The 24,650-nt window shown below is 47.6% G+C and carries 19 protein-coding genes and 1 tRNA gene; 7 read left to right on the top strand and 13 right to left on the bottom strand.

From position 1 onward, the window contains the following. Positions 1-35: 35 nt before the first annotated feature. The 5 genes from RF679_RS08960 to RF679_RS08940 all read right to left on the bottom strand — a co-directional run bounded on the left by RF679_RS08960 (position 36) and on the right by RF679_RS08940 (position 3,709). Positions 36-1,295: a hypothetical protein gene (locus RF679_RS08960; RefSeq protein WP_309483861.1), complete on the bottom strand. Its 1,260-nt coding sequence runs from the start codon at positions 1,293-1,295 to the stop codon at positions 36-38. A 94-nt stretch (positions 1,296-1,389) separates the two neighbouring features. Then, positions 1,390-2,169 (bottom strand): hypothetical protein, encoded by a 780-nt coding sequence (locus RF679_RS08955; RefSeq protein WP_309483860.1) that lies wholly within the window; start codon positions 2,167-2,169, stop codon positions 1,390-1,392. A gap of 90 nt (positions 2,170-2,259) precedes the next feature. After that, positions 2,260-2,853 (bottom strand): hypothetical protein, encoded by a 594-nt coding sequence (locus RF679_RS08950; protein WP_309483859.1) that lies wholly within the window; start codon positions 2,851-2,853, stop codon positions 2,260-2,262. Continuing rightward, positions 2,850-3,128: a DnaJ domain-containing protein gene (locus tag RF679_RS08945; RefSeq protein ID WP_309483858.1), complete on the bottom strand. Its 279-nt coding sequence runs from the start codon at positions 3,126-3,128 to the stop codon at positions 2,850-2,852. The genes RF679_RS08950 and RF679_RS08945 overlap by 4 nt, the downstream gene beginning before the upstream one ends. Before the next feature lie 92 nt (positions 3,129-3,220). Beyond that, positions 3,221-3,709, bottom strand: a complete 489-nt coding sequence (locus RF679_RS08940) for an FKBP-type peptidyl-prolyl cis-trans isomerase (RefSeq protein ID WP_309483857.1) — start codon at positions 3,707-3,709, stop codon at positions 3,221-3,223. A gap of 570 nt (positions 3,710-4,279) precedes the next feature. Here RF679_RS08940 and RF679_RS08935 point away from each other — a divergent pair. Then, positions 4,280-5,521 (top strand): nitronate monooxygenase, encoded by a 1,242-nt coding sequence (locus tag RF679_RS08935; protein ID WP_309483856.1) that lies wholly within the window; start codon positions 4,280-4,282, stop codon positions 5,519-5,521. 157 nt (positions 5,522-5,678) lie between these two features. Here the strand turns inward: RF679_RS08935 and RF679_RS08930 are convergent. The 3 genes from RF679_RS08930 to dusA form a co-directional block, all read right to left on the bottom strand. Continuing rightward, positions 5,679-5,754 (bottom strand) — tRNA-His (locus RF679_RS08930). A gap of 368 nt (positions 5,755-6,122) precedes the next feature. Next, entirely contained in the window at positions 6,123-6,587 is a 465-nt protein-coding gene (locus RF679_RS08925) for a copper chaperone PCu(A)C (protein WP_309483855.1), read from the bottom strand. A gap of 68 nt (positions 6,588-6,655) precedes the next feature. Further along, a complete protein-coding gene (gene dusA / locus RF679_RS08920) occupies positions 6,656-7,627 on the bottom strand; it encodes a tRNA dihydrouridine(20/20a) synthase DusA (protein ID WP_373921763.1) in 972 nt (323 codons plus the stop codon). Positions 7,628-8,006: 379 nt separating this feature from the next. Here dusA and aptA point away from each other — a divergent pair, with 379 nt between their 5' ends. Both aptA and RF679_RS08910 read left to right on the top strand, forming a co-directional pair. Beyond that, entirely contained in the window at positions 8,007-9,332 is a 1,326-nt protein-coding gene (aptA, locus tag RF679_RS08915) for an omega-aminotransferase AptA (RefSeq protein WP_309483853.1), read from the top strand. Between the two features lie 10 nt (positions 9,333-9,342). Further along, positions 9,343-10,338: a type II secretion system F family protein gene (locus RF679_RS08910; RefSeq protein ID WP_309483852.1), complete on the top strand. Its 996-nt coding sequence runs from the start codon at positions 9,343-9,345 to the stop codon at positions 10,336-10,338. Between the two features lie 30 nt (positions 10,339-10,368). On the opposite strand, the gene RF679_RS08905 is transcribed toward RF679_RS08910, so the two are convergent. From RF679_RS08905 to typA, 4 genes are all read right to left on the bottom strand, one after another. Then, positions 10,369-11,160 carry a transporter substrate-binding domain-containing protein gene (locus tag RF679_RS08905; RefSeq protein ID WP_309483851.1) on the bottom strand — a complete coding sequence of 264 codons (792 nt, stop codon included), beginning with the start codon at positions 11,158-11,160 and terminating at the stop codon, positions 10,369-10,371. Positions 11,161-11,482: 322 nt separating this feature from the next. Next, entirely contained in the window at positions 11,483-12,862 is a 1,380-nt protein-coding gene (gene trhP / locus RF679_RS08900; RefSeq protein ID WP_309483850.1) for a prephenate-dependent tRNA uridine(34) hydroxylase TrhP, read from the bottom strand. Between the two features lie 145 nt (positions 12,863-13,007). Next, positions 13,008-13,916, bottom strand: coding sequence for a DMT family transporter (locus RF679_RS08895; protein WP_309483849.1), 909 nt, complete (start codon positions 13,914-13,916; stop codon positions 13,008-13,010). Positions 13,917-14,026: 110 nt separating this feature from the next. Beyond that, complete coding sequence (gene typA / locus RF679_RS08890; protein WP_309483848.1) at positions 14,027-15,865, bottom strand: translational GTPase TypA; 1,839 nt, start codon at positions 15,863-15,865, stop codon at positions 14,027-14,029. A gap of 412 nt (positions 15,866-16,277) precedes the next feature. Between typA and htpG the strand changes: the two genes are divergently transcribed. Then, complete coding sequence (gene htpG, locus RF679_RS08885) at positions 16,278-18,188, top strand: molecular chaperone HtpG (RefSeq protein ID WP_309483847.1); 1,911 nt, start codon at positions 16,278-16,280, stop codon at positions 18,186-18,188. Positions 18,189-18,390: 202 nt separating this feature from the next. Here htpG and RF679_RS08880 read toward each other — a convergent pair whose 3' ends face one another. Continuing rightward, complete coding sequence (locus RF679_RS08880; RefSeq protein ID WP_309483846.1) at positions 18,391-18,849, bottom strand: outer membrane lipoprotein; 459 nt, start codon at positions 18,847-18,849, stop codon at positions 18,391-18,393. 192 nt (positions 18,850-19,041) lie between these two features. On the opposite strand from RF679_RS08880, the gene RF679_RS08875 reads away from it, so the two are divergent. The 3 genes from RF679_RS08875 to RF679_RS08865 all read left to right on the top strand — a co-directional run bounded on the left by RF679_RS08875 (position 19,042) and on the right by RF679_RS08865 (position 24,647). Continuing rightward, positions 19,042-19,857: a spermine/spermidine synthase domain-containing protein gene (locus RF679_RS08875; RefSeq protein WP_309483845.1), complete on the top strand. Its 816-nt coding sequence runs from the start codon at positions 19,042-19,044 to the stop codon at positions 19,855-19,857. A 42-nt stretch (positions 19,858-19,899) separates the two neighbouring features. Continuing rightward, complete coding sequence (gene tfpB, locus RF679_RS08870; RefSeq protein WP_309483844.1) at positions 19,900-21,675, top strand: type IV pilus assembly ATPase TfpB; 1,776 nt, start codon at positions 19,900-19,902, stop codon at positions 21,673-21,675. 194 nt (positions 21,676-21,869) lie between these two features. Next, positions 21,870-24,647 (top strand): GGDEF domain-containing protein, encoded by a 2,778-nt coding sequence (locus tag RF679_RS08865; RefSeq protein WP_309483843.1) that lies wholly within the window; start codon positions 21,870-21,872, stop codon positions 24,645-24,647. Positions 24,648-24,650: the final 3 nt, after the last annotated feature.

Here is a 24,650-nt window from a genome sequence, read left to right as displayed (position 1 = left end):
TCGAGCTCATTATTTCGTGCCTTTATCTTGCGCCACTATTTCGATTTCGCTTCCGCCTTCACCACATGACAATGCTCGCGCAGAAAGCGCAAGGCGCCCGAATAGTTCGTATCCCAATCGTCGAGCAGATAAATATTGGCCTCTTCAACGAACCTTACCCAGTCTTCCAGCAAACCTTCTTGCTTTTCATGCGGCGCGGTATTTTTGATCCAACTGATTGTTTCGTCGACCTGCAATCCTTGCTCGCGAATTTTCTTGACCATGGATTTCGCGGTCTTTTCTGGAATGCTGGTCTTTGGCGTTGCACCCGCAGCGATACAGAGGAACAGAGTCATCAAAGAATCGACATCAGTCTTGCCTTTGGTCAGTTTCGCCCATTCCTTCGAAACCAAAGCATCGTACTCAGAAGTATCTTCGAGCTCATGCGCACATATGTAATAGCGTTCTTTAAGTTCGAATACCAAGCGGTCGAGACTATTCTTCGCGTCTTGAATTAGAGTCAGATCGCGCATGGCGATCTCGCCAAGAATTTGCGCACACAAATCATGAAATTTGATTGGCACTGCATTTGCCGCCAACAATTCACGACCTATTTTATCGTCTTGCAGATCGGTAAAAATCGACTTTTTCTTTGACTTCAACTTCTTGCGCAGATCAGCCAAGATACTTGCAAATTCAACTTGATTTTCAATCGGCAGATCTGGCTCATCGAGGAGCATTTTGAGCAAGCCAGTGCGAATCACAGCGCCCGCTTCCGCATCCTCTTCTTGCAACTCGGTTTGCGTTAAGTCCATTTGTCGACCAAACCACAGACCGGCTTCAATTTCCAATGCATTCGCTTGACGATGCGCCAACAGATTACGATATTCTTGCGGCTTTTCTTTGAGCGACCAGACTTCTAAGAACTCTTCCACACGTCCCTTTTGTTCGCGCCCCAGTAATGCATATTCAGGCATCGCAAAGAGTGCCTTGAGTAGGCCTGAGCCGCCGCGCGAAAGCGTTAGGAAGGTATTATCGCGAATCAACTTAGCGGCAATATCAAGATCACCTTGCGAGGTTTCCAATAAATATAAGCTCGCTAGGTTGACGATGCGCTTGCGCGCAGTCTCTATTTCAGGACGCAAGTATTTACTACCAAAAGCTTCAGCAATTTGGACTAGTCCCTTCGGTGCCTCGGCATTGATAGCCTCAATCTTGGCACGAGTAATAAACGCATTACGCACGCCATGACGCAGTGCCGTTTCAAAAAACGGTCTATCGTCATAAAGAGCAATCGCTTGTTGATGATCTGTCATTTCAATCAAAGATGAAGTCAATGTAAGTCGAACTATCGCGCTGTCGCACAGTAGTACAGTCGCAGGGCTACGCTATGCAACTGTTAGCATTGTGTTACAAAGCCGATTCCTCTTCATCATCGTCGCCATCATCATTGTTTTTCTTGGCGTTTGGCGCTTCATCGTCATCATCCTCTTCGGCACTGCCCTGCAATTCAGCCAATTCATCAGCTTGCAGATTGCGCAAATAAGCCTGGTAACGGGCCCGCAATTTCATCAACACTTCACGGAAAATTTCTGGCAATTCGTAGCGCAAGATGTAGGTCACTTCCATCCAATCGTGATCCTCTACACTGGCACGATCCAAAGAAGCTGGTTTGCTATCAGTATCACTCGTCAAACTCAAGAGATCATCGTCGAGCGCTTGTGTCTTACTCTCATCACCGTACTCATACAAATCAAAGGTCGCGTAACGATAGAAATGCTCCACCATCTGGGTGCGATCTTGCAGATAGTCAGCGAGTGAATCGTAGCCGCCTTCAACTTCACCAATCTCATATAAAAATTCTGCCGGATCAGCACCATCGCGAAAGATGACGGAATTAATCATGCCGCGCAGTTGTTCATGTGTGAGATCTTTGTAGCGCTTCTCAAGCACAACCGCTTGTGCGAACTGTTCAGGCGTCACTAACAAATTGACCAAGGACTCTTTGGAGGCATCGTACTCACGAATAATCGCCAACAAATCCTTGGCTGGAAATTCGTCCAGCGCCGCCACGAGCGCTTGATCGCCTTCGGTTTCTGCAAGGGTTGCCAGGGCATTTTCGGCACCAGCGATATCGCCGGACTTAATCAAACTCTGTGCTTCAATCAATGCTGGATAATGCATAGTCATCCTTAGTCCTTCATTCAAAACATTGTTTTCAAATAGTGATTCATGAAGCGAGCGCTTCAGATCGAATCACTACTCACACTATTTTTTCACTTAATCTTTACGATCGAAACCTTGTTCCGCGAGCCAATCCGCACCAGCCTCTTCAAGATCACGATCATCGCCATCGTCGCCATCATCACGTCCGTAACGACCATAGTGGCCATCGACATCGCTCTCTTCGCGATCATCAAATTCATCGCCTTGATCTTCGTCATCTTCATCGCTTGATGATTCTGGCACCGCGCGGGCCTTAGTTTGATGACTACGGCTCAGGTATTCCAAACAAGCAGCGGTCACCATGAAGCGATCGCCTGCTTCATCAGCGAGCACTTCTTTCACCATCTTGTCGGCCCATGGCTCCACTTTCACAGCACTGGACAAGCTCTTCCAGCTCGGTAATTTATTGGCCTCTTTGGAGATCAAACTCTCAAAACTCAAAGGGTTCATGAACATGAAAGCGCCATGAAAAGCGGGTGCTAGCATTTCTGGATTTTCACCCATCATCGCCATCAAAAATGGTAGCTGCTCGCGCTTTTCTTTAAGACGATGACGCATGACATCCTTACCTTCTGAATCAGTACGCATATCATCCAATTCAGCTTTGTAAGCCGACATTAATTCTTGAAAATACCGCGACAACTTCACTGCAAGACTCCTGTTAAATAATTTTGCCAAATCTCGGTGGCTGTTTCGATGGGCGACTCCAGCAAATTGCGACGACGATTTTCATCGTACGCTGCACGTGCATCTTCATCCGCCAGCACATCGTAGGCCTCTTTGACCGCATGAAATTGAGCTGGAGCCATTTCCGACGTATTACGATCGGGGTGATACTCAGCCGCCTTGACGCGATAGGCCTTCTTGATATCCGCCAACGATGCATTGCTAGGAACGCCTAGAACGAAGTAATAATCCTTCATAGGACCATCATCTCCTCATATAACTTCTTCAATAGTTTCACCAACAACTTAACACTCAAGAATTTGGAGACACATCCCCAATTCCTCGAGGTTTATTCGTGGTGATGACCGCCAGCGCCGTGCACGTGGCCATGCGCAATTTCTTCTTCGGTTGCGGCGCGAATCTCAAGCACTTCGGCTTCAAAACGCAAACTCATGCCAGCTAGAGGATGATTGCCATCCACCGTGACTTTGCCCGCATCGATATCGGTAATGCGATAGTGCGCCGACTCACCTGTCTCCGGATCGCGTGTTTCGAACATCATGCCCACTTCCAAATCTGGCGGAAAAAGTCCGACATCTTCCTCGTGGATCAAGGCGGGGTCAACCTCACCGAAAGCGTCTTCCGGCCCCATACTGACTGAAACAGTAGTACCAACGGTTTGCCCTTCCAAAGCAGCCTCGACCGCTGGTAAAATGTTGTCGTAGCCGCCGTGTAAATAGACAATAGGATTGACGTTTTTGTCGATCAACTGGCCCGCTTTATCAAACATTTGGTAATTCAAACTGACAACCATGTCAGCAGATATATGCTTGGTCATATTTTTTCCAGTGAAAAATGGAGTGATGCTGCGAAATCCGCGCAATTGATCTCAAAAGGGATGTAAAGCCTCGCAGCGCCCATGTAATAAATTTTATGTATTCACGACTAAAGTTCAGTCAATAAACCTCAACACGCAGCTTACCCACAATGATGAATACGAAAGAGGCCGAAGCCCTCCATTGTACCAGAGCAAAGGACGCCTCTGAAAATTGCAATTTTCCAACGGCAAGCTGATCTGCATTAAAGATTTCGCACTAAAACCCTACTGAACCGCAGTTTTTCCATCATGACAAGCCCAAACCATAACAGCTGAGGTAGAATTGCGCCTGTAGAAAATTTTGCGCATTTGGCTTAGCACAAGACACGCCATAAAAGTTAGAAATCGAACTCTAAAAATAACAAGAACGAGCGATTTATCCCGATTTCACAAGACCCAGCAGAAGGATCAACAAAGAATATGTCGTGCTATGCATACAAAAATGCATGCTGACCGGGTGAATTCTGTGCCAAACGCATGGTCTATTGCCTCGAAGTTAAGTTTTGAGATTATTGTAGTTCAAGGAAAACAATGAAACGTGTAGATGATTTTCGCCTGCGTTTAGGCAAACATGAATTAGTGCCAATTATGATTGGCGGCATGGGTGTCGATATTTCAACCGCGGAACTTTCTTTAGTTGCTGCACGTTTAGGAGGTATCGGCCATATCTCCGACGCTTTGGTTCATGATGTTTCTGATCGTCGTTTCGACACAAGTTTCATCAAAGATAAAACGAAGCAATACAAATACAACATCAACAATCTTGATAAAACCGACATCAAGTTCGACCTCGATCAATTAGCCGAAGCCACCCGCCTACACGTTGGCAAGACCATGGAAGCCAAACAAGGCGACGGCATGATCTTCGTCAATTGTATGGAAAAGTTGACCATGAACGGCCCACGCGACACCTTACGGGTTCGTCTTGCCTCAGCGCTCGATGCTGGGATCGATGGCATCACGATGAGTGCGGGCTTGCATTTGGGTTCGTTTGGCTTGATCGAAGACCATCCGCGCTTCCGCGATGCTAAGCTCGGCATCATCGTTTCCTCGGTACGTGCTTTGCAATTGTTCTTGCGTAAAAACGCGAAACTCAATCGTTTGCCTGACTACGTCATCGTTGAAGGCCCCCTCGCTGGTGGTCACTTAGGTTTCGGCTTAGACTGGGCAAAATATGATCTGCACACTATCGTTGCTGAAGTGCTGCAATATCTCAAAGGTGAAAATCTTGATATCCCTGTGATCGCTGCCGGCGGCATTTTCACAGGTAGCGACGCAGTTACCTTCCTCGAAGCTGGCGCTGGTGGCGTTCAAGTCGCAACCCGCTTCACCATTACCAAAGAGTGCGGTTTACCAGACGACGTGAAGCAAGAGTACTTCAAAGCCAAGGAAGAAGAAATCATCGTCAACACGGTTTCACCGACTGGCTATCCAATGCGCATGCTCAGCAATACGCCAGCGATCGGCTCCAATATTCGACCAGGCTGCGAAGCCTACGGCTATCTACTTGATGGCAATGGTGGCTGCTCTTACATCGACGCCTACAACCGCGAACTCGAAGCCAATCCAAACAATAAAGACTTCAAGGTCATGGACAAAACCTGTCTCTGCACCCACATGCGTAATTTCAAATGCTGGACTTGCGGCCAAACGACTTATCGCTTGAAGGACACGACGCGCCAATTACCTGATGGCACCTACGAATTACTGACCGCTGAACACGTGTTCCGCGATTATCAGTTCAGTGTGAATAATGAAATCGCATTGCCGTGATCTAAGGCGACACCAACTAAAAAGCGCACTGCGGTGCGCTTTTTTCTTGGCTTAACGATTAATGCGCTTAGGTTAAAGACAAAAAACACTACCAAAGCAGTGCCAAATTTCAAAAACAAAAAGCCCACTCAAAAAGCGGGCTTTTTATTTAAAACTGTGGGGTGGTCGATGGGACTCGAACCCACGACAACAGGAATCACAATCCTGGACTCTACCAACTGAGCTACGACCACCATTGTTCACTGCGGCAAATGCCGTATCAAGTGAGCCTCGCATTATACGAGAGATTGTTGAATCTGGCAAATACTTTGCAAGCCTACATCGTTTTTCTTAGTGGAAAGATCAACCTAGCAGAGTCGCTCTAGGCCCGCAGGTACGCGATAGGCAAAAAAATACCCGTAGGAGAAGGAGACCTACGGGTTGAGTTCCCTATAAGGGCACAGGACATACAATGAAAACAGTTTCACTATAGAAGCTTGTGCCGTGCTTGAGCGCAATTATTACAAATATTTACGAATTTACGAATTCCGAAACATTCGCAAAGAATTTAGGTCGCTGAGTCGCTGCCTTGGGAACTCAGCCGTTTCCACCAACAAGCATCCTATTTTGCCGCATTGAGGCCCTTGGCGACCGCATCAACTTTCACTGTCGTCTTCTTTTTTTGCTTGTTTTCAAATACCAAATCCAGAGCGATATGATCGCCCTCTTTCACTGGTTTATGCACATTCATCAGCATGATATGAAAACCACCAGGCGCCAGTTCCGTCGTCTTCCCTGGGACGCAGGCAATTTGCTCCACTTCGCGCATTTTCATGGTGCCGCTGTCCATTTTCATCTCATGCATTTCAACCATAGCGGCGACATCACTGTCGACCTTCACCAATGTCAACTCAGTTTTGCAATCGATCTGCAAGAAAGCACCTGTCGTTTTCTGTGGACCAACGGTCGCCCTCACCCAAGCATTCTTTACCGTGACGACGGGGTCCGCGGCAAAGGCAAAGCTTACGCCAACACCACCTAACAGTCCCAGCAAAACACCAAACGAAACAAGCTTAGCTACTTTCATTTCAAGAATCCCCTTACATCTTATTCATCGATATTTTTACGAATCGCCAGTCATACGAAGCTTCATCGCTACGAAGCTTCATTGGCATGTTCGACCACGCGTGACCACGCTTCTAACAACAATTGCGGATTACCACTCGCCAGTTTCTTGGTATCTGACAGCATTTGTCTGAAAGCGCGCGCCCCAACCAAACCAAAACTCAGACCGAGCATATGACGCGTAATACTATTCAAACGTAAGCCCTTCCCGCTGTCGCCAAAGCGTGCGAGTTGATCCTCAATATAAGGAATCATCGCTTGCAGCACTGCCAAGCGAGAATTGGGGGCATTGGTATCGCCATAGTAACGCGCGTCGAATGCACTCATCAAGTAAGGATTATGGTAGGCCTCGCGCCCCAACATCACACCATCACAATGCTGCAGATGAAGATCAATTTCTTCCAGTGTTTTTACGCCGCCATTAATAATGATTTCCAAATCTGGAAAATCGCGCTTGAGTTGATAAGCGTACTCATACTTCAGTGGAGGAATCTCACGATTCTCTTTCGGCGATAAGCCTTTCAAAATCGCATTGCGCGCGTGGACAATAAAGGTAGAGCACCCCGCCTCTGCGATTTGACCTACAAAATCTCGTACGAAGGCATACTCTTGTACGTCGTCAATACCAATCCGATGTTTGACCGTAACATCAATGTCGACCACATCACGCATGGCCTTGACACAATCGGCAACCAAGGCGGGCTCGGACATTAGGCAGGCGCCGAACGCGCCTTTTTGCACGCGCTCAGAAGGACATCCACAATTGAGATTAATTTCATCGTAGCCCCATTCTTGCCCGCGCTTGGCAGCAATCGCTAAATCAGCAGGCTCACTGCCACCTAATTGCAGCGCGATAGGATGCTCAATCTGGTTGAAGTCGAGATGACGCGGCACGTCACCATGAATAATCGCCCCCGTAGTGACCATCTCGGTGTACAACCAGGTATGGCGAGTGATGTGACGATGAAAAACACGGCAATGACGATCCGTCCAATCCATCATGGGTGCGACAGACAAGCGGCGTGGTGGCAATAACTTAGAACTCACAATGACTCACAGAACAAAACGAAACAACGCAAAACACATCAAAAAATTTGAAGCCTCAGGAATAATTGCGGCCAGCCCGCTATTTTACCTGCCATGCGATAGCAGCGCACATTTCACTGCAAAGTTAATCAAGTTGCACCACTAGATACCGCCTTCGATGGATACAAAGTTCGTTGTTTCAAATCGAGTTCGCTAGGGAAAACAAATAAATTCCGCTATCCTAATCAATACCAATCAAATCCATTTTTTGAAGTAAATGTTTGAGAAATTTTTAAAAATCTCTCAAGCATTTTCGAATACCTCATAAAAAGTAAGCATCTCACCATTTGCAGCCATGTCAACAATCAATACAGAACATTTTTGGATGCCATTCACGGCGAATCGGCAATTTAAGACTGAGCCCCGCTTATTAAAAGCCGCCAAAGGAATGTATTTCACGAGTCAAGATGATCGGCAAATTCTCGATGGCACTGCAGGTCTGTGGTGTGTTAACGCTGGGCATGGGCACCCTCGCATCGTGCAAGCCATCCAAGAGCAAGCTGCCACACTCGATTTCGCACCCACGTTTCAAATGGCTCATCCGCTCGCATTCGATGCAGCGAGCGCCCTGGTCTCAATTGCACCGGCAGGATTGAATAAGGTGTTTTTTTGCAATGATGGATCTGAGGCAGTTGATACCGCACTCAAAATGGCACTTGCCTATCACCGAGCGCGTGGAGACAGTGGGCGTTTTCGCTTGATCGGTCGCGAACGAGCCTACCATGGCGTCGGTTTCGGCGGGATTTCAGTGGGCGGCATTGCTGGCAATCGCAAACAATTTGGTCCCGCACTGAGCGGTGTCGATCATCTCAAACATCCGCTCAATATTTCGCTTAACGCGTTTAGCAAAGGTGAGCCCGAACACGGTGCTGAACTTGCGCTTGAATTCGAACAAAGACTACTTGCCACACATGATCCATTGACAGTCGCGGCGCTCATTGTTGAACCGATACAAGGCTCGACCGGCGTCATTATTCCACCCAAAGGCTATCTCAAATCGCTGAGTGAGATTTGCAAAAAATATGGAATCCTTTTGATCTTTGACGAAGTCATTACTGGCTTCGGTCGCTTAGGAAGCGCATTCGCCGCTGACTATTTTGGCATCATGCCGGACTTAATGGTGCTTGCAAAGGGACTCACAAACGCCGCCGTTCCCATGGGCGCAGTGCTCAGTCGCGATGAAATTTACGACACTTTTATGCACGCAGCACCACAAGATCAGATTGAATTCTTCCACGGTTATACCTATTCAGCCCATCCACTTGCCTGTGCGGCTGCAATCGCGAGCATTCATGTCTATCGTGAGGAATCTCTGTTCGATCGTGCTGCAACAATGTCCAAAGCATTTGAGATCGCAGCCCATCGCCTAAGAGACTGCCCTAACGTAAAAGACATTCGAAATCTCGGACTGGTGTGCGGGATTGAATTAACGCCACAGGTCGGCAAGAGCACGACACGAGCCTATGATATTTTTCACCGATGCTTTTGGAAAAAAGATCTGCTCATTCGAACCACTGGCGACATCATCGCACTCTCACCTCCACTGATTATTTCAGACGATGAGATCGATACGATGTTTAGAAAAATAGCCGAAGCCATTACTGAACAAAGCGCTGAATAAGATTGATCTAATGATACTGACGACCATAGAAAAGGCCGAACTCTTTACTCACTTAGCAACGATGGAGAATGCGGGCATTTCGGCGCAACAAAGCTTTCGCCAGCTGCGATTAAGACCTCGCTACCAGGCACAGGTTCAGTTATGCAGTCGTGCCATTGATCGTGGCAGCGATATCGCAACCGCTGCCTACGGCGCACAACTATTTGATCGTTTCGAATATGCTTTGATAAAAGCTGCCTGCGCTGCTGGCAGCCCCGGCCTCAGTTACAAACGTTTAGCCTCGGTCTATAAAGAAAAAGCTATCCTTGAGCAACGCCTCAAGTCTCGCCTGCGCCTACCCATGTTCATGCTGGTGTTTGCACTGATCGTTTTACGATTACCGGCACTTGTATTGGGGAGCATCTCTACGTTCCAATACCTAGCGGGCATTGTGCTACCACTGTTCGCGATTTTTGGCGCGGTACATGTTTTTCGAAAACGACTGGAAAGCAGTCGAGCACCGAATACGAAAATTGCCTCTTCAATAAAGCATGATCAGCTCGATCAATTACTACTGAAGCTACCTTTATTCGGCCCCATGATCTTGCGAGATAACGCCAAGCAGTTTTTTGAATCCTTGAGCCTTTTGCTTGAAGCAGGAGTCGCCATGTTTGAAGCGGTTCCACTAGCAACGCAGACCGTTTGGAACAGCGAGATGCGGCCACATTTTTTGAGAATGGAAGGCCAACTAAAAGATGGCTGGACTTTATCGCAAGCCTTGAACAGCAATCCTATGCTCGGAAACGAAGCCGTCATTGAACTTGCACGGACAGGTGAAAGTAGCGGAACACTTCCGGAAATGCTGTGGCGCTATGCTCTCGCTGAAACCGAAGCGCAGTCCCAATTCCGTGATGAGATCGCCACATGGGTTCCAAAAATCATCTATGGTATGGTCGCAACTTACATCGTGATCCAAATATTCCGAAGTGGCGCATTTATACCATCACTACCACTCGAAGCCCGTTAATTGTCTTCAGACTTTCAATTGTATCGAAGCCTAAGATGTAGCCTGTTTGCGCTGGCGAGCCACAGTGCTTTGCAGCACACCGTTAAGCTTCAAAATGAGACCATCTGGAGTTTGTCGTGTACACCAAAAATGACGCGTATCTTCCTTAATGCCCTCGACAAAATAAGTTAAACGAAAATCGTGCTTGGACCGACCAGACCGCTCGATAAGCGCGACCGCCTCTTCTTCGCTCACCAAGAAGTAATCAGCGCGACCATGTATCAGCATCTGCAGCATATTGATATTTTCACCTGTCGCGAACTCTTGTTTCGGTGAGAAATTTCTGATGTGCTGATCGAGGATATTCCCATAAGAATAACCGCTCTTAGCCAACATGGTGAGCTCGGTGCTCTTAACCAAATCGACCACCCTCATGCGATCAATCAAACGAGGATTACTCGAAAGGCTCAGTGCGACCATACGTGAGCCGGCATAAATGGGCACAGAAAATTTTCCCAACAATTGTCGCTCGGGACGCTTGAACCAGCCCACCAAACATGCTGGTTCAGCGTTGCGATTGATGGCGGCCAACTGTTGTTCTGCGCTCGCCTTTTTCCATTGGAAAGGAATTCCCGCTTTCTCTAATGCCTTTGCCGCTGGAGTTGCCGTTAAGCCGTGCACTGCACCATCCGACCCTACTTCCAAGTAGGGAGGCCGGTCATTGAAATACAGTAGCAACTTCGGACTCGCGTTGGCGCGATCCGATACTGAAAGTAACAAGCTAATCGTGATCGAGAGCCACAAGCAATTGGAAGCTCCGATCCCCTTTTCCATCTCCGTCATATTTTTTATATGCCTTATATGGGCATTTATGGACATTTCTAATTAAATGCGTTGAGACCAACTTCCTTGCATCAGCCGGCTGCAAAATGGTCCCGCGCAAAATAAATACAGCTTTTATCTTAAACCTTTATTGTCTGCAATCACGCTATTTCACACAACTTTGCAAACTTAGGTAACTCTCTAGATTTTTTGCTAAGAAGACCTCATTGTGCAGCCCCAAAAAAATACCCGCAGACTAAATGCCCTGCGGGTACTTCCACAACTTTACTACGCCACTACAAATAATTTGAGGGTGAGTATAGAAATTATTACCATCCGCGCATCACAGCATACGCGCCAACAAAGCTTTATCGTATTTACCTTCCAATGGAATGCGAACGGTGTGCCCTGCACCACCGATCACGTCGATCGCTTCGTTATGCTTATTGCGGATCTCGCTCAAAGTGACTGTTTCGTTGCCAGTTGGGTGAATGATCTCGATGCGATCACCAACAGAGAAGCGATTCTTCACTTCAACCTCAGCCCAACCATCGGCGACGGACAAAACGTTACCTACATACTGACTACGGTGTGCTTTGGAAACGCCTTCCATATAATTTTGATGATCTTGCGTGTGGTGACGCTGATAGAAACCATCGGTATAACCACGATTTGCCAAACCATCGAGTTCACTCAAGAGACGCTCATTGAATGGACGACCTGCCACTGCATCATCAATCGCACGGCGATACGTCTGTGCCGTACGCACCACGTAATACAATGACTTAGTACGACCTTCGACTTTCAAAGAATCCACACCAATTTTTGCCAAACGCTCGACGTGCTCGATTGCGCGTAAGTCTTTCGAGTTCATGATATAGGTACCATGCTCGTCTTCCAAGATAGGCATGAAATTACCTGGACGACCAGATTCTTCGATGAGGTAAGGACGATCCGCAAGCGGATGACGTTGCATATCGCCCATCGCAGAAAAACTCTGATTGGCTTCTTCCAATGCTTTGTTGAAGTCAAACTTGATGGTTTCTACTGGAATGCGCTGCAGGTCACCCGTTTCGTTTTCAGTTGCATTTTCGACTTTGTAATCCCAACGGCAAGAGTTAGTGCAGGTACCTTGATTAGGATCGCGGTGATTGAAATAACCCGACAATAAACAACGACCCGAGTAGGCGATACACAAAGCGCCATGGACGAAAACTTCAATCTCCATTTCTGGGCAACGTTGCTTAATTTCTTCGATTTCATCAATCGACAATTCACGCGACAAAATCACACGCGTTAAGCCCATCTTCTGCCAAAACTTCACGTCAGCCCAATTCACCGCATTGGCTTGCACTGACAAATGCACAGGCACTTCTGGCCATTTTTCACGCACCATCATAATCAAACCAGGATCAGCCATAATCAACGCATCTGGTTTCATTTTAATGACGGGTTCCATATCGTTCAAATAGGTTTTGAGCTTGGAATTGTGCGGAAAAATATTACTAGCAACGAAGAACAATTTGCCACGAGCATGGGCGTCATCAATCCCTTTCTGCAACACATCCAAGGTCGAGAATTCATTATTGCGAGCGCGCAAACTATAACGAGGTTGGCCGGCATAAACGGCATCTGCGCCGAAATCAAAAGCGGCATGCATTTTCTCGAGTGAGCCTGCTGGCAACAGTAACTCTGGGGCTTTGAGTTTGGTGCTTGATGACATGATTTACTTCCTTCAATAAAACAATATTTAGCGCAATTCCTTTGAGACCAGGTATCGATTCTGAATACTCATACTGGATATCAATTCTCGAAACGAAGCGACTTCAACAATGACGTTCTTCGTTTGAATCCTTATTCGACATTCTTTAATGTGTCGCTGCCTCCTTACGCTCTAAATGCAAGGCGGTTACTTCGTTAAAAATGAGCGCCGTCAATACAATCGCGCCTCCAACCAAGGTGGCTTGGGCAGGCACTTCGCCCACCGCCATCCACACCCACAATGGTCCCAATAACACTTCAAGCAAAGACAGCAAGGACAACTCAGGCGCGGACAAACCTTTTGCCGCATGCACCATCAACATACAAGGCACGCCCAGCTGGAACACGCCTAGCGTCGCCAAGATAATCAGATCATGCACGGACGCTGAGAATGGTAAAGCCATCGGCAACATCAAACAAGCGGAAATCAGACCGCCGACAAAAACTGCCGGTATCAAATCCACATCTTGCCCACCCCTCTTCAGGATGATCACGTTCGACGAAGCCGCCAACGGCACGCAAGTAGCCAAGATCACACCGATCAAACCGCGACCATCGAGCTTGGAAAAACCGTCGATAAACATCCACACCATACCGACAAAAGCAACCAAGATCGCTAACCAAGTCCGCGTTGGAATCTTTTCTTTTAAAAATATCCAAGCGAAAATCGCCGTCAACAAGGGTGACAAACTTTCGACGATCAAGGCGTTTGCCACGGTGGTCATGGTGATGGCTAACATGAAGCAGGAAAACATCGAGCCCCACATCAAACCAGAAAACAAACCAAACTTCCCGAGGCCCTTGAGTTTTGCCCCTAACCGCGAGCGATGTTGAAAAGCCAGTGCAATAATGACGAACAAGGCCGCGAAAAAACTACGCCAAAAACTCACTTCGAAACCACGCGCGGATTCCAACTTGCGCGACAAAACACCAGCCGAACTCCACATCGCTGGGGCAATGACCATCAAAAACAAGGCTTGCTTATGACTTGGCTGTACGATTTGATGCTGTTGCATCGCTGGCCTCCTCTTCAACAATTCAAGGCTAAAAAACAGAAACCCGCTTGAGGCATCTCAAACGGGTCTGCTAGCTTTTTCTGACCTACACATGCAGGTCATGTGCAAGATTACTCAGTTTCGCGAGCAGCTTTCTTACGCTCGTGCTCTTTCAAGAAGCGCTTACGCAAACGAATACTCTTCGGTGTCACTTCGACCAATTCATCATCTTCAATGAATTCAACCGCGTATTCCAAATTCAACTGAATTGGTGGTACCAAACGTACCGCTTCGTCTGTACCGGACGCACGCACGTTCGTCAATTGCTTACCTTTAACTGGATTCACAACCAAGTCATTGTCGCGAGAGTGAATACCGATGATCATGCCTTCGTACACTGGATCGTTGTGGCTGACAAACATACGGCCGCGATCTTGCAACTTCCAAATCGCGTAAGCAACAGCAGCGCCATCTTCTTGAGAAATCAATACACCGTTACGACGACCAGCCAACTCACCTTTGGTATTGTCTACTGGTGCGTATTCGTCGAAGACGTGGCTCATCAAGCCAGTACCGCGCGTCAAGGTCATAAATTCACCTTGGAAACCGATCAGGCCACGTGCTGGAATATGGTATTCCAAACGAACACGACCTTTACCGTCCGGTTCCATGTTTTGCAGGTCGCCACGACGACGGCCGAGCTCTTCCATCACGCCACCTTGGTTGACTTCTTCAACGTCGACGGTCAAGTTTTCGTATGGCTCATAACGCACGCCATCAATCATTTTGAAAACAACGCGTGGGCGAGACACTGCCAACTCGAAACCTTCACGACGCATGTTTTCGATCAAAATCGTCAAGTGCAATTCACCGCGACCAGAAACTTCGTATGTGGAATCGTCGCCTTCCGCTTGTACCACACGCAACGCCATATTGGATTTCAATTCACGCTCTAAGCGATCACGAATTTGACGTGTCGTCACGAACTTACCTTCGCGACCAGCCAACGGTGATGTGTTCACCATGAAGTTCATGGTCAACGTTGGTTCGTCAATCTTCAACATTGGCAAACCTTCTGGTGTATCAACTGCACACACTGTGGAACCGATCGCCAACTCTTCGATACCGTTAATCAAAACGATGTCACCAGCATAGGCTTCTTCAACTTGGACACGATCTAAGCCTTTAAACGTCAACACTTGATTGACGCGCGCCTTGGTTGGTTTGTCCTCTGGACCATTCATCCAAACGACGTCTTGACCACCGCGAATACGACCACGCAAGATGCGGCCAACACCAATCTTACCGACATAAGAAGAGTATTCCAAAGACGTGATCTGCAATTGCAATGGACCATTTGGATCATCTTCACGTGCTGGAACGTATTTCAAAATCGCGTCGAACAAAGGTTCCATCGTACCTTCACGCACGGTGTCTTCCAAACCAGCGTAGCCTTTGAAGCCAGATGCGTAAATAATAGGGAAATCTAACTGCTCATCCGTTGCGCCCAATTTATCAAACAATTCGAAAGTCGCGTTCACTGCTTTTTGTGGATCCGCATTTTCACGATCGATCTTATTCACGACAACGATAGGTTTCAAACCTAAAGCCAAAGCTTTACGTGTCACGAAACGCGTTTGTGGCATTGGGCCTTCTTGCGCATCAACCAACAACAACACGCTATCAACCATGGACAACACACGTTCTACTTCACCACCGAAGTCCGCATGGCCTGGGGTGTCGACGATATTGATGTGTGTACCTTTGTATTCAACCGCGCAGTTCTTCGACAAGATCGTGATACCACGTTCTTTTTCGATGTCATTAGAGTCCATCACGCGGGAGTCAACTTGCTGGTTTTCACGGAAAGTACCGGATTGGCGCAGCAATTGATCGACGAGCGTAGTTTTGCCGTGATCAACGTGGGCGATAATGGCGATGTTACGAATAGCACGTATTTGATTGGTCATGATTGAGCTTCAACAAGAAAGAATTCGGATAACCGATGATTATAACATGTTGCAATGCAAAACTTACACATCCGGAGTGAATTACTCTAAATATTTCACATCCAACCGCAGCATAATTTGCCATTATTTCAAAGACTTACTACTAGAACATGACAAATCGCTCTTCAATTGAGTTATCAAAGAATTTTGCAATAATCATATTTCAACCAATAAACCGACTCCAGTAAGAGACTAAAACAGAAAAATTATCAATAAAAAGCTCTTGAAAAATCCGAGGGTCAGCCTCAGATCTTGCGCTTAGCAGTTATTCCGGATTTTTTGTAATGATCTGGTGTGAGCAGGTGCATGAGAGCCCTTACTGCAACGACGCCACCTGTAACACCAACCAACTCTCTTATTTTTCGAGGAAAGCATGTCAGAAAAACAAACCTTAGGTTTTCAGGCTGAAGTCTCTCAGTTATTGCAATTGATGATTCACTCCCTGTACTCCAATAAAGAAATCTTCTTAAGAGAACTGATCTCCAACGCATCGGATGCCGCGGACAAATTGCGCTTTGAAGCGATCAATAATGCAGGCTTGTTTGAAAGTGACTCTGAGCTCAAGATCAAAGTGACTTTTGACAAAGCCGCTCGGACGATTACGATCGCCGACAATGGCATCGGTATGAGTCGTGATGATGCGGTGACGCATCTCGGCACGATCGCTAAATCTGGCACTAAAGAATTCTTCTCAAAACTCTCTGGCGATCAACAAAAAGATGCCGCTATGATCGGCCAGTTTGGCGTGGGCTTTTACTCTGGCTTCATCGTCGCCGACAAAATCACCGTTGAATCACGCCGCGCCGGCCTCGCTGCCAATGAAGGCGTGCGTTGGGAGTCCGCAGGCACTGGTGACTTCAGTGTTGAAACCATCAACAAGGAAGACCGTGGCACGGCGATCACTTTGCATCTGCGCGAAGGCGAAGACGAATTCCTCTCTGCATGGAAACTCAAATCCGTGATTCGCACCTACTCCGATCACATTTCTTTGCCCATCTTGATGCAGAAAGAAGAATGGGACGAAGAGAAGAAAGAAATGGCATTGAAAGACGAATTGGAAACCGTCAATCAAGCCAGCGCTTTGTGGGCACGCAGCAAGTCTGATGTCACGCCAGAGCAATACACTGAATTCTACAAACACATTTCTCACGACTACACTGCGCCACTGACGCACACCCATAACCGTGTAGAAGGTCGTAGCGAATATACACAATTGCTCTACATTCCAAGCCGCGCACCATTTGATTTGTGGGATCGCAATAAACGTGGCGGCATCAAACTCTACGTCAAGCGCGTTTTCATTATGGACGACGCTGAGCAATTGATGCCCGTCTACTTGCGCTTCGTCAAAGGTATCATCGACTCCAACGATCTGCCTTTGAATGTCTCTCGCGAAATCTTGCAAGAGTCACGAGACATCAAAGCCATCCGTGATGGATCGACCAAACGTGTCTTGGGCATGCTGGAAGACTTAGCGAATGCAGAGGGCGATGAAGCCGAAAGCAAGAAAGAAAAATATGCGACCTTCTGGAAAGAGTTCGGCCAAGTCTTGAAAGAAGGTATTGGTGAGGATCATGCTAACAAAGATCGTATCGCTGCTCTATTACGCTTCGCTTCAACACATAACGATAGCGACGCACAAAATGTTTCATTAGCCGATTACATCGCGCGTGCCAAAGAAGGTCAGGACAAGATTTACTACGTCACTGCGGAAAACTATGCCGCTGCGAAGAATAGCCCCCACTTGGAAATCTTCCGCAAAAAAGGCGTCGAAGTCTTGTTGTTGACCGATCGTGTTGATGAATGGATGCTGTCCTTCCTGACTGAGTTTGAAGGCAAAACTTTAACGTCTGTCGCGAAAGGCGATCTTGATCTTGGCAAATTGGAAGACGAAGCAGAGAAGAAGCAGCACGAAGAAACAGAAACACAATTCAAAGAATTGGTTGAAAAGATGAAGACTTCCTTGGCCGACAAGGCGAAGGACGTTCGTGTGACTTTCCGCTTGACTGATTCTCCTGCTTGCTTGGTAGCAGATGAAAATGAGTTATCTGGTAATTTGGTTCGCATGTTAAAAGCAGCAGGCCAATCCGCTCCTGAATCCAAACCAATTCTCGAGATCAATCCAGATCACCCACTGGTCCAACGTCTGAAATATGAAGAAGCGAAGTTTGATGATTGGTCCCACATCTTGTTCGACCAAGCATCTCTGGCGGAAGGTGGTAATTTGGCCGACCCGAGTGCATTCGTTCGCCGCGTCAATGAAATGTTGTTGAACGCCGCATAATTATAGGCAGCACCAGCAACTGGCACCAAAGCAAAAGCCCGAGATCAAGGTCTCGGGCTTTTGCTTTTTGTAGCCATTATTGAAGATAAATTGTAGCCAATTGCGCCTGACGACATTACTTTCAACATCGCCCTATCATGACGACAGCAAGCGCTCAGAGAAAATGCAACGGCGACCGCGCTGATTTACATTTACTTACAAATTAGTGAGATACACGGGTCGTACGGCGATCTGACAACAAGCGTACACGCTCACCAGGACGGAACATTTCATCAGCATCTTGGGTGATCGCACGCAATTCACCGTTATCCAAACGGACAGTGATTTCTAAGCCCTTACGCATATTGTTTTGGGATTCAATATTGTGACCAACAATACCACCTACCACTGCACCAACGATTCCTGTCGCGGTCGAACCACGGCCACCGCCCATGCTGGAACCAGCAATATTACCTAGAGCCGCACCAGTCAAAGTACCAACACCGGAATTGCCTTGCGCAATCGTGACTTCACGTACTTGCTCAACGACCGCCATACGCACTGTCATTTCATTTTGTGTTTGATATGGACGATAGACGCTACCCGAAGTCGATGTCGTCACACAAGCACTCAAAGAAGTTGCAATCACGATCGCCGCGGAAACCATCAGAACTTTTCTCATTTTTCACTCCTAAACGAGGCAAACAATCAGTTGTATCTGAGTGGTGCCTTAAACAAAAAATAACCCTAAAATCATAGCCTACAGTTTACAATCGCTTTCAATCAACAGTATAGGTGGAATTCGTAAGTATTCTTTACCGCTACCCTCCGTACAATTTCGCAAAACTCTCAGCATTTTTCAACACTTATTACGATGTTAATCAAACGCAAATCTATCGAAGCAGAGAGCAATTATCGCTCAGGACCTCGGGCCGAACAGGCGCATTCGACTAAAAGCAGAAAGCCAAAATTCGCTCCAATTACTTTGTCTGAGCTTGATGGCGTTCGATATCTGCACTTCGGCACCGAGTGGATCCAGGGCGCCATGCGATTGCGCAAACCGGACTGGCTGGAACTCGAATACGCTCAACAGATGATGGCATGGATGCTATTTCACAAGACGCCGCGTCACGTCGCACAACTTGGACTGGGGACCGGTGCGCTCACCAAGTTTTGTTATCGTGAATTCCCCGATTGCCAAGTGACCGCGGTTGATATCAACCCTGCTGTGATCGCCATCTGCGAGAGCATGTTCAAACTACCTCCCAATGATGCTCGCTTACATGTCATGGAAATGGACGCCATGGACTACGTTTGCGATAGCGAACATCACAACACCCTTCATGCATTGCAAGTTGACTTATACGACGCCACCGCCAAAGGTCCCGTTTTAGACAGCTCCGAGTTTTATCAAGCTTGCGCCGACTGTTTACATCCTGATGGAATCCTCACGGTGAATTTATTTGGGGATCATCCTAGCTTTGCCAAAAATCTCAAGGTACTCAAGTTTGTATTCGGCACGGTTCTATGCTTCCCCCCCGTTCATGATGGCAATGTCGTTGCCATCGCTTTCAAAGCAAGACTTAAACTCGATGAGGCAATCTTAAGAACACGTGCTGAAGAGATTCAAAACCTCACCAAGCTCCCAGCCCATGCTTGGCTGGACGGATTACTGGCATCACAGGCATAATCTGGACGAACCTACATTCAAAAATTTATCGAAGAGTCGACTATGAGTACGAGCAAAACCTTCAGCCTTCAACAGTTATTCACTTGGCTGATGGAAGATGGCCTAGTAAAAAAAGAAGATGCCAAAGTCGCTTTCAATCATGCACGCGCTCTGCAGAAGAACGGACCTGCCGGCATGCATGCTTTAACCGCCATCGCACAGGCGAAACTATACTCTGCACTCAAGCCACAACAGTTACTCACACTCGACTTTTTGACAGAATGGGCAGCAAAGAAAGCCAACGTCCCCTTCTATCGTATCGATCCTTTGCGAATCGACTTTACCAAAGTGGCAGATATTATGACTTCCACTTATGCGACGCGCTTTAATATTTTGCCCGTCGATGCGACGCCGGACACCGTCACAATCGCGACCACCGATCCTTTTGACAATCAATGGCTCGATGAGATTTCACGTCTCACCAAAAAGCGAATCCATCTCGTCTTATCGAATCCGCTTGATGTCGCACAATATACCGCTCAGTTCTTCTCTTTGGCCAAGTCGATCAAAGACGCACGCAAATCAAATTCGAACGATATCGCGCTGCGCAATAACTTTGAACAACTGGTTGAGTTAGGAAATTCGAATAAAGCCGTCGATGCCAATGACCAGCACATTATCAATATTGTCGACTGGCTTTGGCAATTCGCGTTCGATCAACGTGCGTCAGACATTCATCTTGAACCCAAACGTGATGTCGGGACCATCCGCTTCCGTATCGACGGTGTGCTTCATCAAGTGTATCAAGTACCCCCAGTCGTCATGATTGCGATGACAGCGCGCATCAAACTGCTGGGGCGCATGGATGTGATCGAAAAGCGGCGCCCTCAAGACGGTCGCGTCAAAACCAGAACAAATGATGGGCAAGAAGTCGAGCTTCGTCTCTCAACCTTGCCGACAGCGTTCGGCGAAAAAGTCGTCATGCGTATCTTTGATCCCGAAGTGGTCGTCAAAACTTTACCCGAACTCGGTTTCCCTACAAAAGACGCGGTGCGCTGGGACAACCTCACGCAAAAACCGCATGGCATTATCCTCGTCACCGGACCTACCGGCTCCGGCAAAACGACGACGCTGTACACCACCCTCAAAGCCTTAGCCACACCTGATGTCAACGTCTGCACCGTTGAGGATCCAATTGAAATGGTGGAAGCATCCTTCAATCAAATGCAAGTGCAATCCAACATCGAACTCGATTTTGCAGATGGGATTCGAGCATTGATGCGGCAAGATCCCGACATCATCATGGTCGGTGAGATCCGTGATTTACCCACTGCTGAAATGGCGATTCAAGCAGCCCTCACGGGGCACTTGGTTCTTTCGACGCTGCATACCAATGATGCGCCATCTGCGATCATGCGCCTCCTCCAACTTGGGGTTCCGTATTACTTATTGGAAGCTACAATTATAGGGATCTTGGCACAGCGCCTCGTTCGTACACTTTGTCCGCATTGCAAGAGCGATGATGGTGAACTCGAAGACGCCGTGTGGGAAGCCTTAATTGATCAATGGCCACTCGAAAAACCAAAGAAAATCTATCGCCCTGTCGGCTGCCTTGAATGCCGCCATACCGGCTATAAGGGACGCACCGGGATCTATGAGCTGCTAACAGTCACTCAGTCCTTTAGCAAACAAATTCAAGCGGAATCAGATATTCACGCATTGCGTGACCAAGCGATCCGTGACGACATGAAACCACTCAGGGTGGCAGGTGCATACAAAATTGTCGATGGTGTCACCACCGCCGACGAGGTCCTGAAAGTCACTTCAGCCTTATTTTAAATTTCAAGCGCCCCCAAAAAAGAAAAAAATTCATTTTTTTCTTTTACTTTAAACACCATATGCACAGGAAAACACCTATCCACTTGCTGGAAGGTGTTTTTTTTTGTCGATCTGTTTCAAGCCCAAATTCTTTATGTTAAATTGCTTTGAAACAATTTTTTAATTTCCCGTAACCTGGCGCTTGAGCAAGCAATATGGATCTGTTTACTGGCGACGACGACATTCTCAATTTGGAATCGAAGCTTGCATTGCTCGAAGGCACTCCTCGCCTCGCAGTTCTGGTCTCACTAGCTTGGCATCTGCGCCAGCGTCACTGTGCGCGTGCCAAAGAATTAGCAGACGAGGCAACACTCTTACTGGCCCGGGCCGCCAATGACGACGCTTGGTTTCGCCGAAATATGGCGCGACTTGCTTTAGTACATGCTGAAATCAATTGGCTAAGGGGCGAACTCGAATTTGCTGAGCATTATTGTTACGAAGCCAAACACGCCTTTCTTGAATTCAAAGACCTGACCGGTGTGGGCGACTGCTACTTCCTGCAGAGTTCGATAAAGAGAGACCTCGGTCAAATAACTGAACGCGATCAATGCCTACAGTCCGCGATCGATATTTATCAAGGAATTGGTGACCAAGAAAGGTTACAAATTGCGATAGCTCGCAGTCTGCACAACAGTGCGATGCGCGAACCGCAGCGATGCAGAGCTGATATCGATCAGTTTCAAAAAGAGGTGCCAGATCCAGCTCCTGCTGTTCTCGCCTGGCTGCTCAGTGCCAAGGCGATCGTTGCCAACAAAATAGGGGACATGGGCGAATCTTGTCGTATGCATGTCATTGCCCATCAAGCCGCGTTCCAAACAGGACAAATTCGACAGGCGATACTGACCGCAACTAATGCCGGTGATTCATTCGCCACCCTTGGCGATCTAGACGCCGCACTCGAATGGGATGAAATTGCGCTAGCACTCGCCCGCCAAAACAATTGGCCAGGATCTCTTGCAACCGCATTACTGCAAACTGGAAATGCCTTACGTCTCCTACATAGATATTCCGATGCAAGAGAAAAATTAGTTGAATCATTGGCAGTGCAAGCGAAGATTCCAGGATCGCGCACGTATGCCCATACACTTAGTTATTTGGGCGACCTCGCTCTGGACTTAGGTTCTCCAGAAGACGCCCTAGCCTTTTTTCAAAGTGCCGAAGAAAAGATTCTCGAACATAATGAGCCAGTCTTCCTTTCTGATTGTTGGCGCGGGCAGGCAATTGCTTTATGCCGCATGGGCAATGCAGAACTGGCACATCAAAAAATACAAAACGCACTTCAGGTCGCACAAGATCAGCAAAATCTCGACGAGCAAATTAAATGCTATCGTGTGTTAGCGGAGCTATCGCGCAAATCTCATTGTAACCTCGCCGAGCAGATTAACGAACCGACCCTAAGTTTGCACTTCTTACTCAAGGCTTATGAACTTTGCAGCTCGATCAAAGATGTCACCATTCCCGCGGATCTCATCGAGGATATCGCAAACAGTTACGCCGACTTAGGCGACTTCAAAAATGCGTTTCATTACGCACGCATCGCTGCAAAGGCCAAAGAAAGCCGTCGATTAATTGATGCGCAGAACCGTGCGGTAGCACTACAAGTAAAGCATGACAATGAACGACATCGTGCCGAGGCAGAACACCTGCGCAGGATTGCGCTTAGCGAAGCGGAACGAGCGGCCAACCTACAAGAATCAAGCAACACCCTCGAAACACTCGGATTGATTGGTAGGGAGATCACGGCCAATCTCAATGCTGAAGCGGTGTTTGAGTCACTTCATCGCCACGTCAATGATTTATTAGATGCCAGCAGTTTTGCCATTTCGCTGCTAACCCACGACGGCAATGCCTTACAGTGTGTTTTTGGGATGGAAAATGGCGAACCAATTCCTAGCTTTACCACTCCCATCGACCATCCGGTCTCTTCATTTGCACGCTGCGCCCGTGAACGTCAAGAATTCGTGTTAGAACGTGAGCCCGGCACGCAAGGCCGTTTCATTATTCCGGGCACAGCTGAAACATTAAGCCTGCTTTACACACCTCTGATGATCGGTGAGCGTCTACTTGGAGTGATGTCGATTCAATCGATCCGCCCGCATGTTTACGGCGAACGCGAGCGTTCTATTTTGCGTACCTTGGCGGCTTACGGAGCCATCGCTTTGGACAATGCCTACGCATACAAGCAACTCCAAGCGACTTTAGAAACGCTACGCGAAACACAAAACCAATTAGAAGAAGTCAGCATTACCGATCCACTTACTGGAATGCGTAACCGACGCTTCCTTTTACAAAATATTGAAGCTGATGTCGCTCGTGTCTTACGCACTTACGAAGATCAAATTGAAGCTGGTCAGGATGAGGCACAGAATGATGAAGATATAGTCTTCTTTATGGTCGATCTCGATCACTTCAAGTCAGTCAACGACACTTATGGGCATGCTTGCGGCGATATGGTCTTGATTCAAATGCGCGATCGCCTCGCTCGGGTGTTCCGTGAATCGGATTACTTGATACGATGGGGCGGTGAAGAATTCTTGGTTGTGGCTCGTAGCTGCAATCGTCGTGACGCGCCAACTGTGGCTGAACGGATTCGACACATCACCTCGAGCACAAGCTTTAACTTAATCGATGATATCGAAATCCACCGGACCTGTTCGGTTGGATACGCCAGCTTCCCATTTTTACCGGGGCAACCTCATCTATTAACTTGGGCCCAGGTCGTCAATTTTGCCGACCAAGGCCTATACATGGTAAAGAAAAGCGGACGAAATGCCTGCATCGGTATCAGTCACGTGGAAGGAACGCATAGCGAAGACTTCTATAACCGGGTCATGCGTCACCCTCAAAATGCTGCTGAAGCAGGATTAATTCACATCATCAAACAAAAATCCGCCACCGACGAAATTGATCTCACAACGATCTCGGCGAGTTAGACC

It is taken from the genome of Undibacterium cyanobacteriorum (assembly GCF_031326225.1).
GTDB classification, from domain to species: Bacteria; Pseudomonadota; Gammaproteobacteria; order Burkholderiales; family Burkholderiaceae_D; genus Undibacterium; species Undibacterium cyanobacteriorum.
This window is presented reverse-complemented; position numbering and strand designations above follow the sequence as displayed.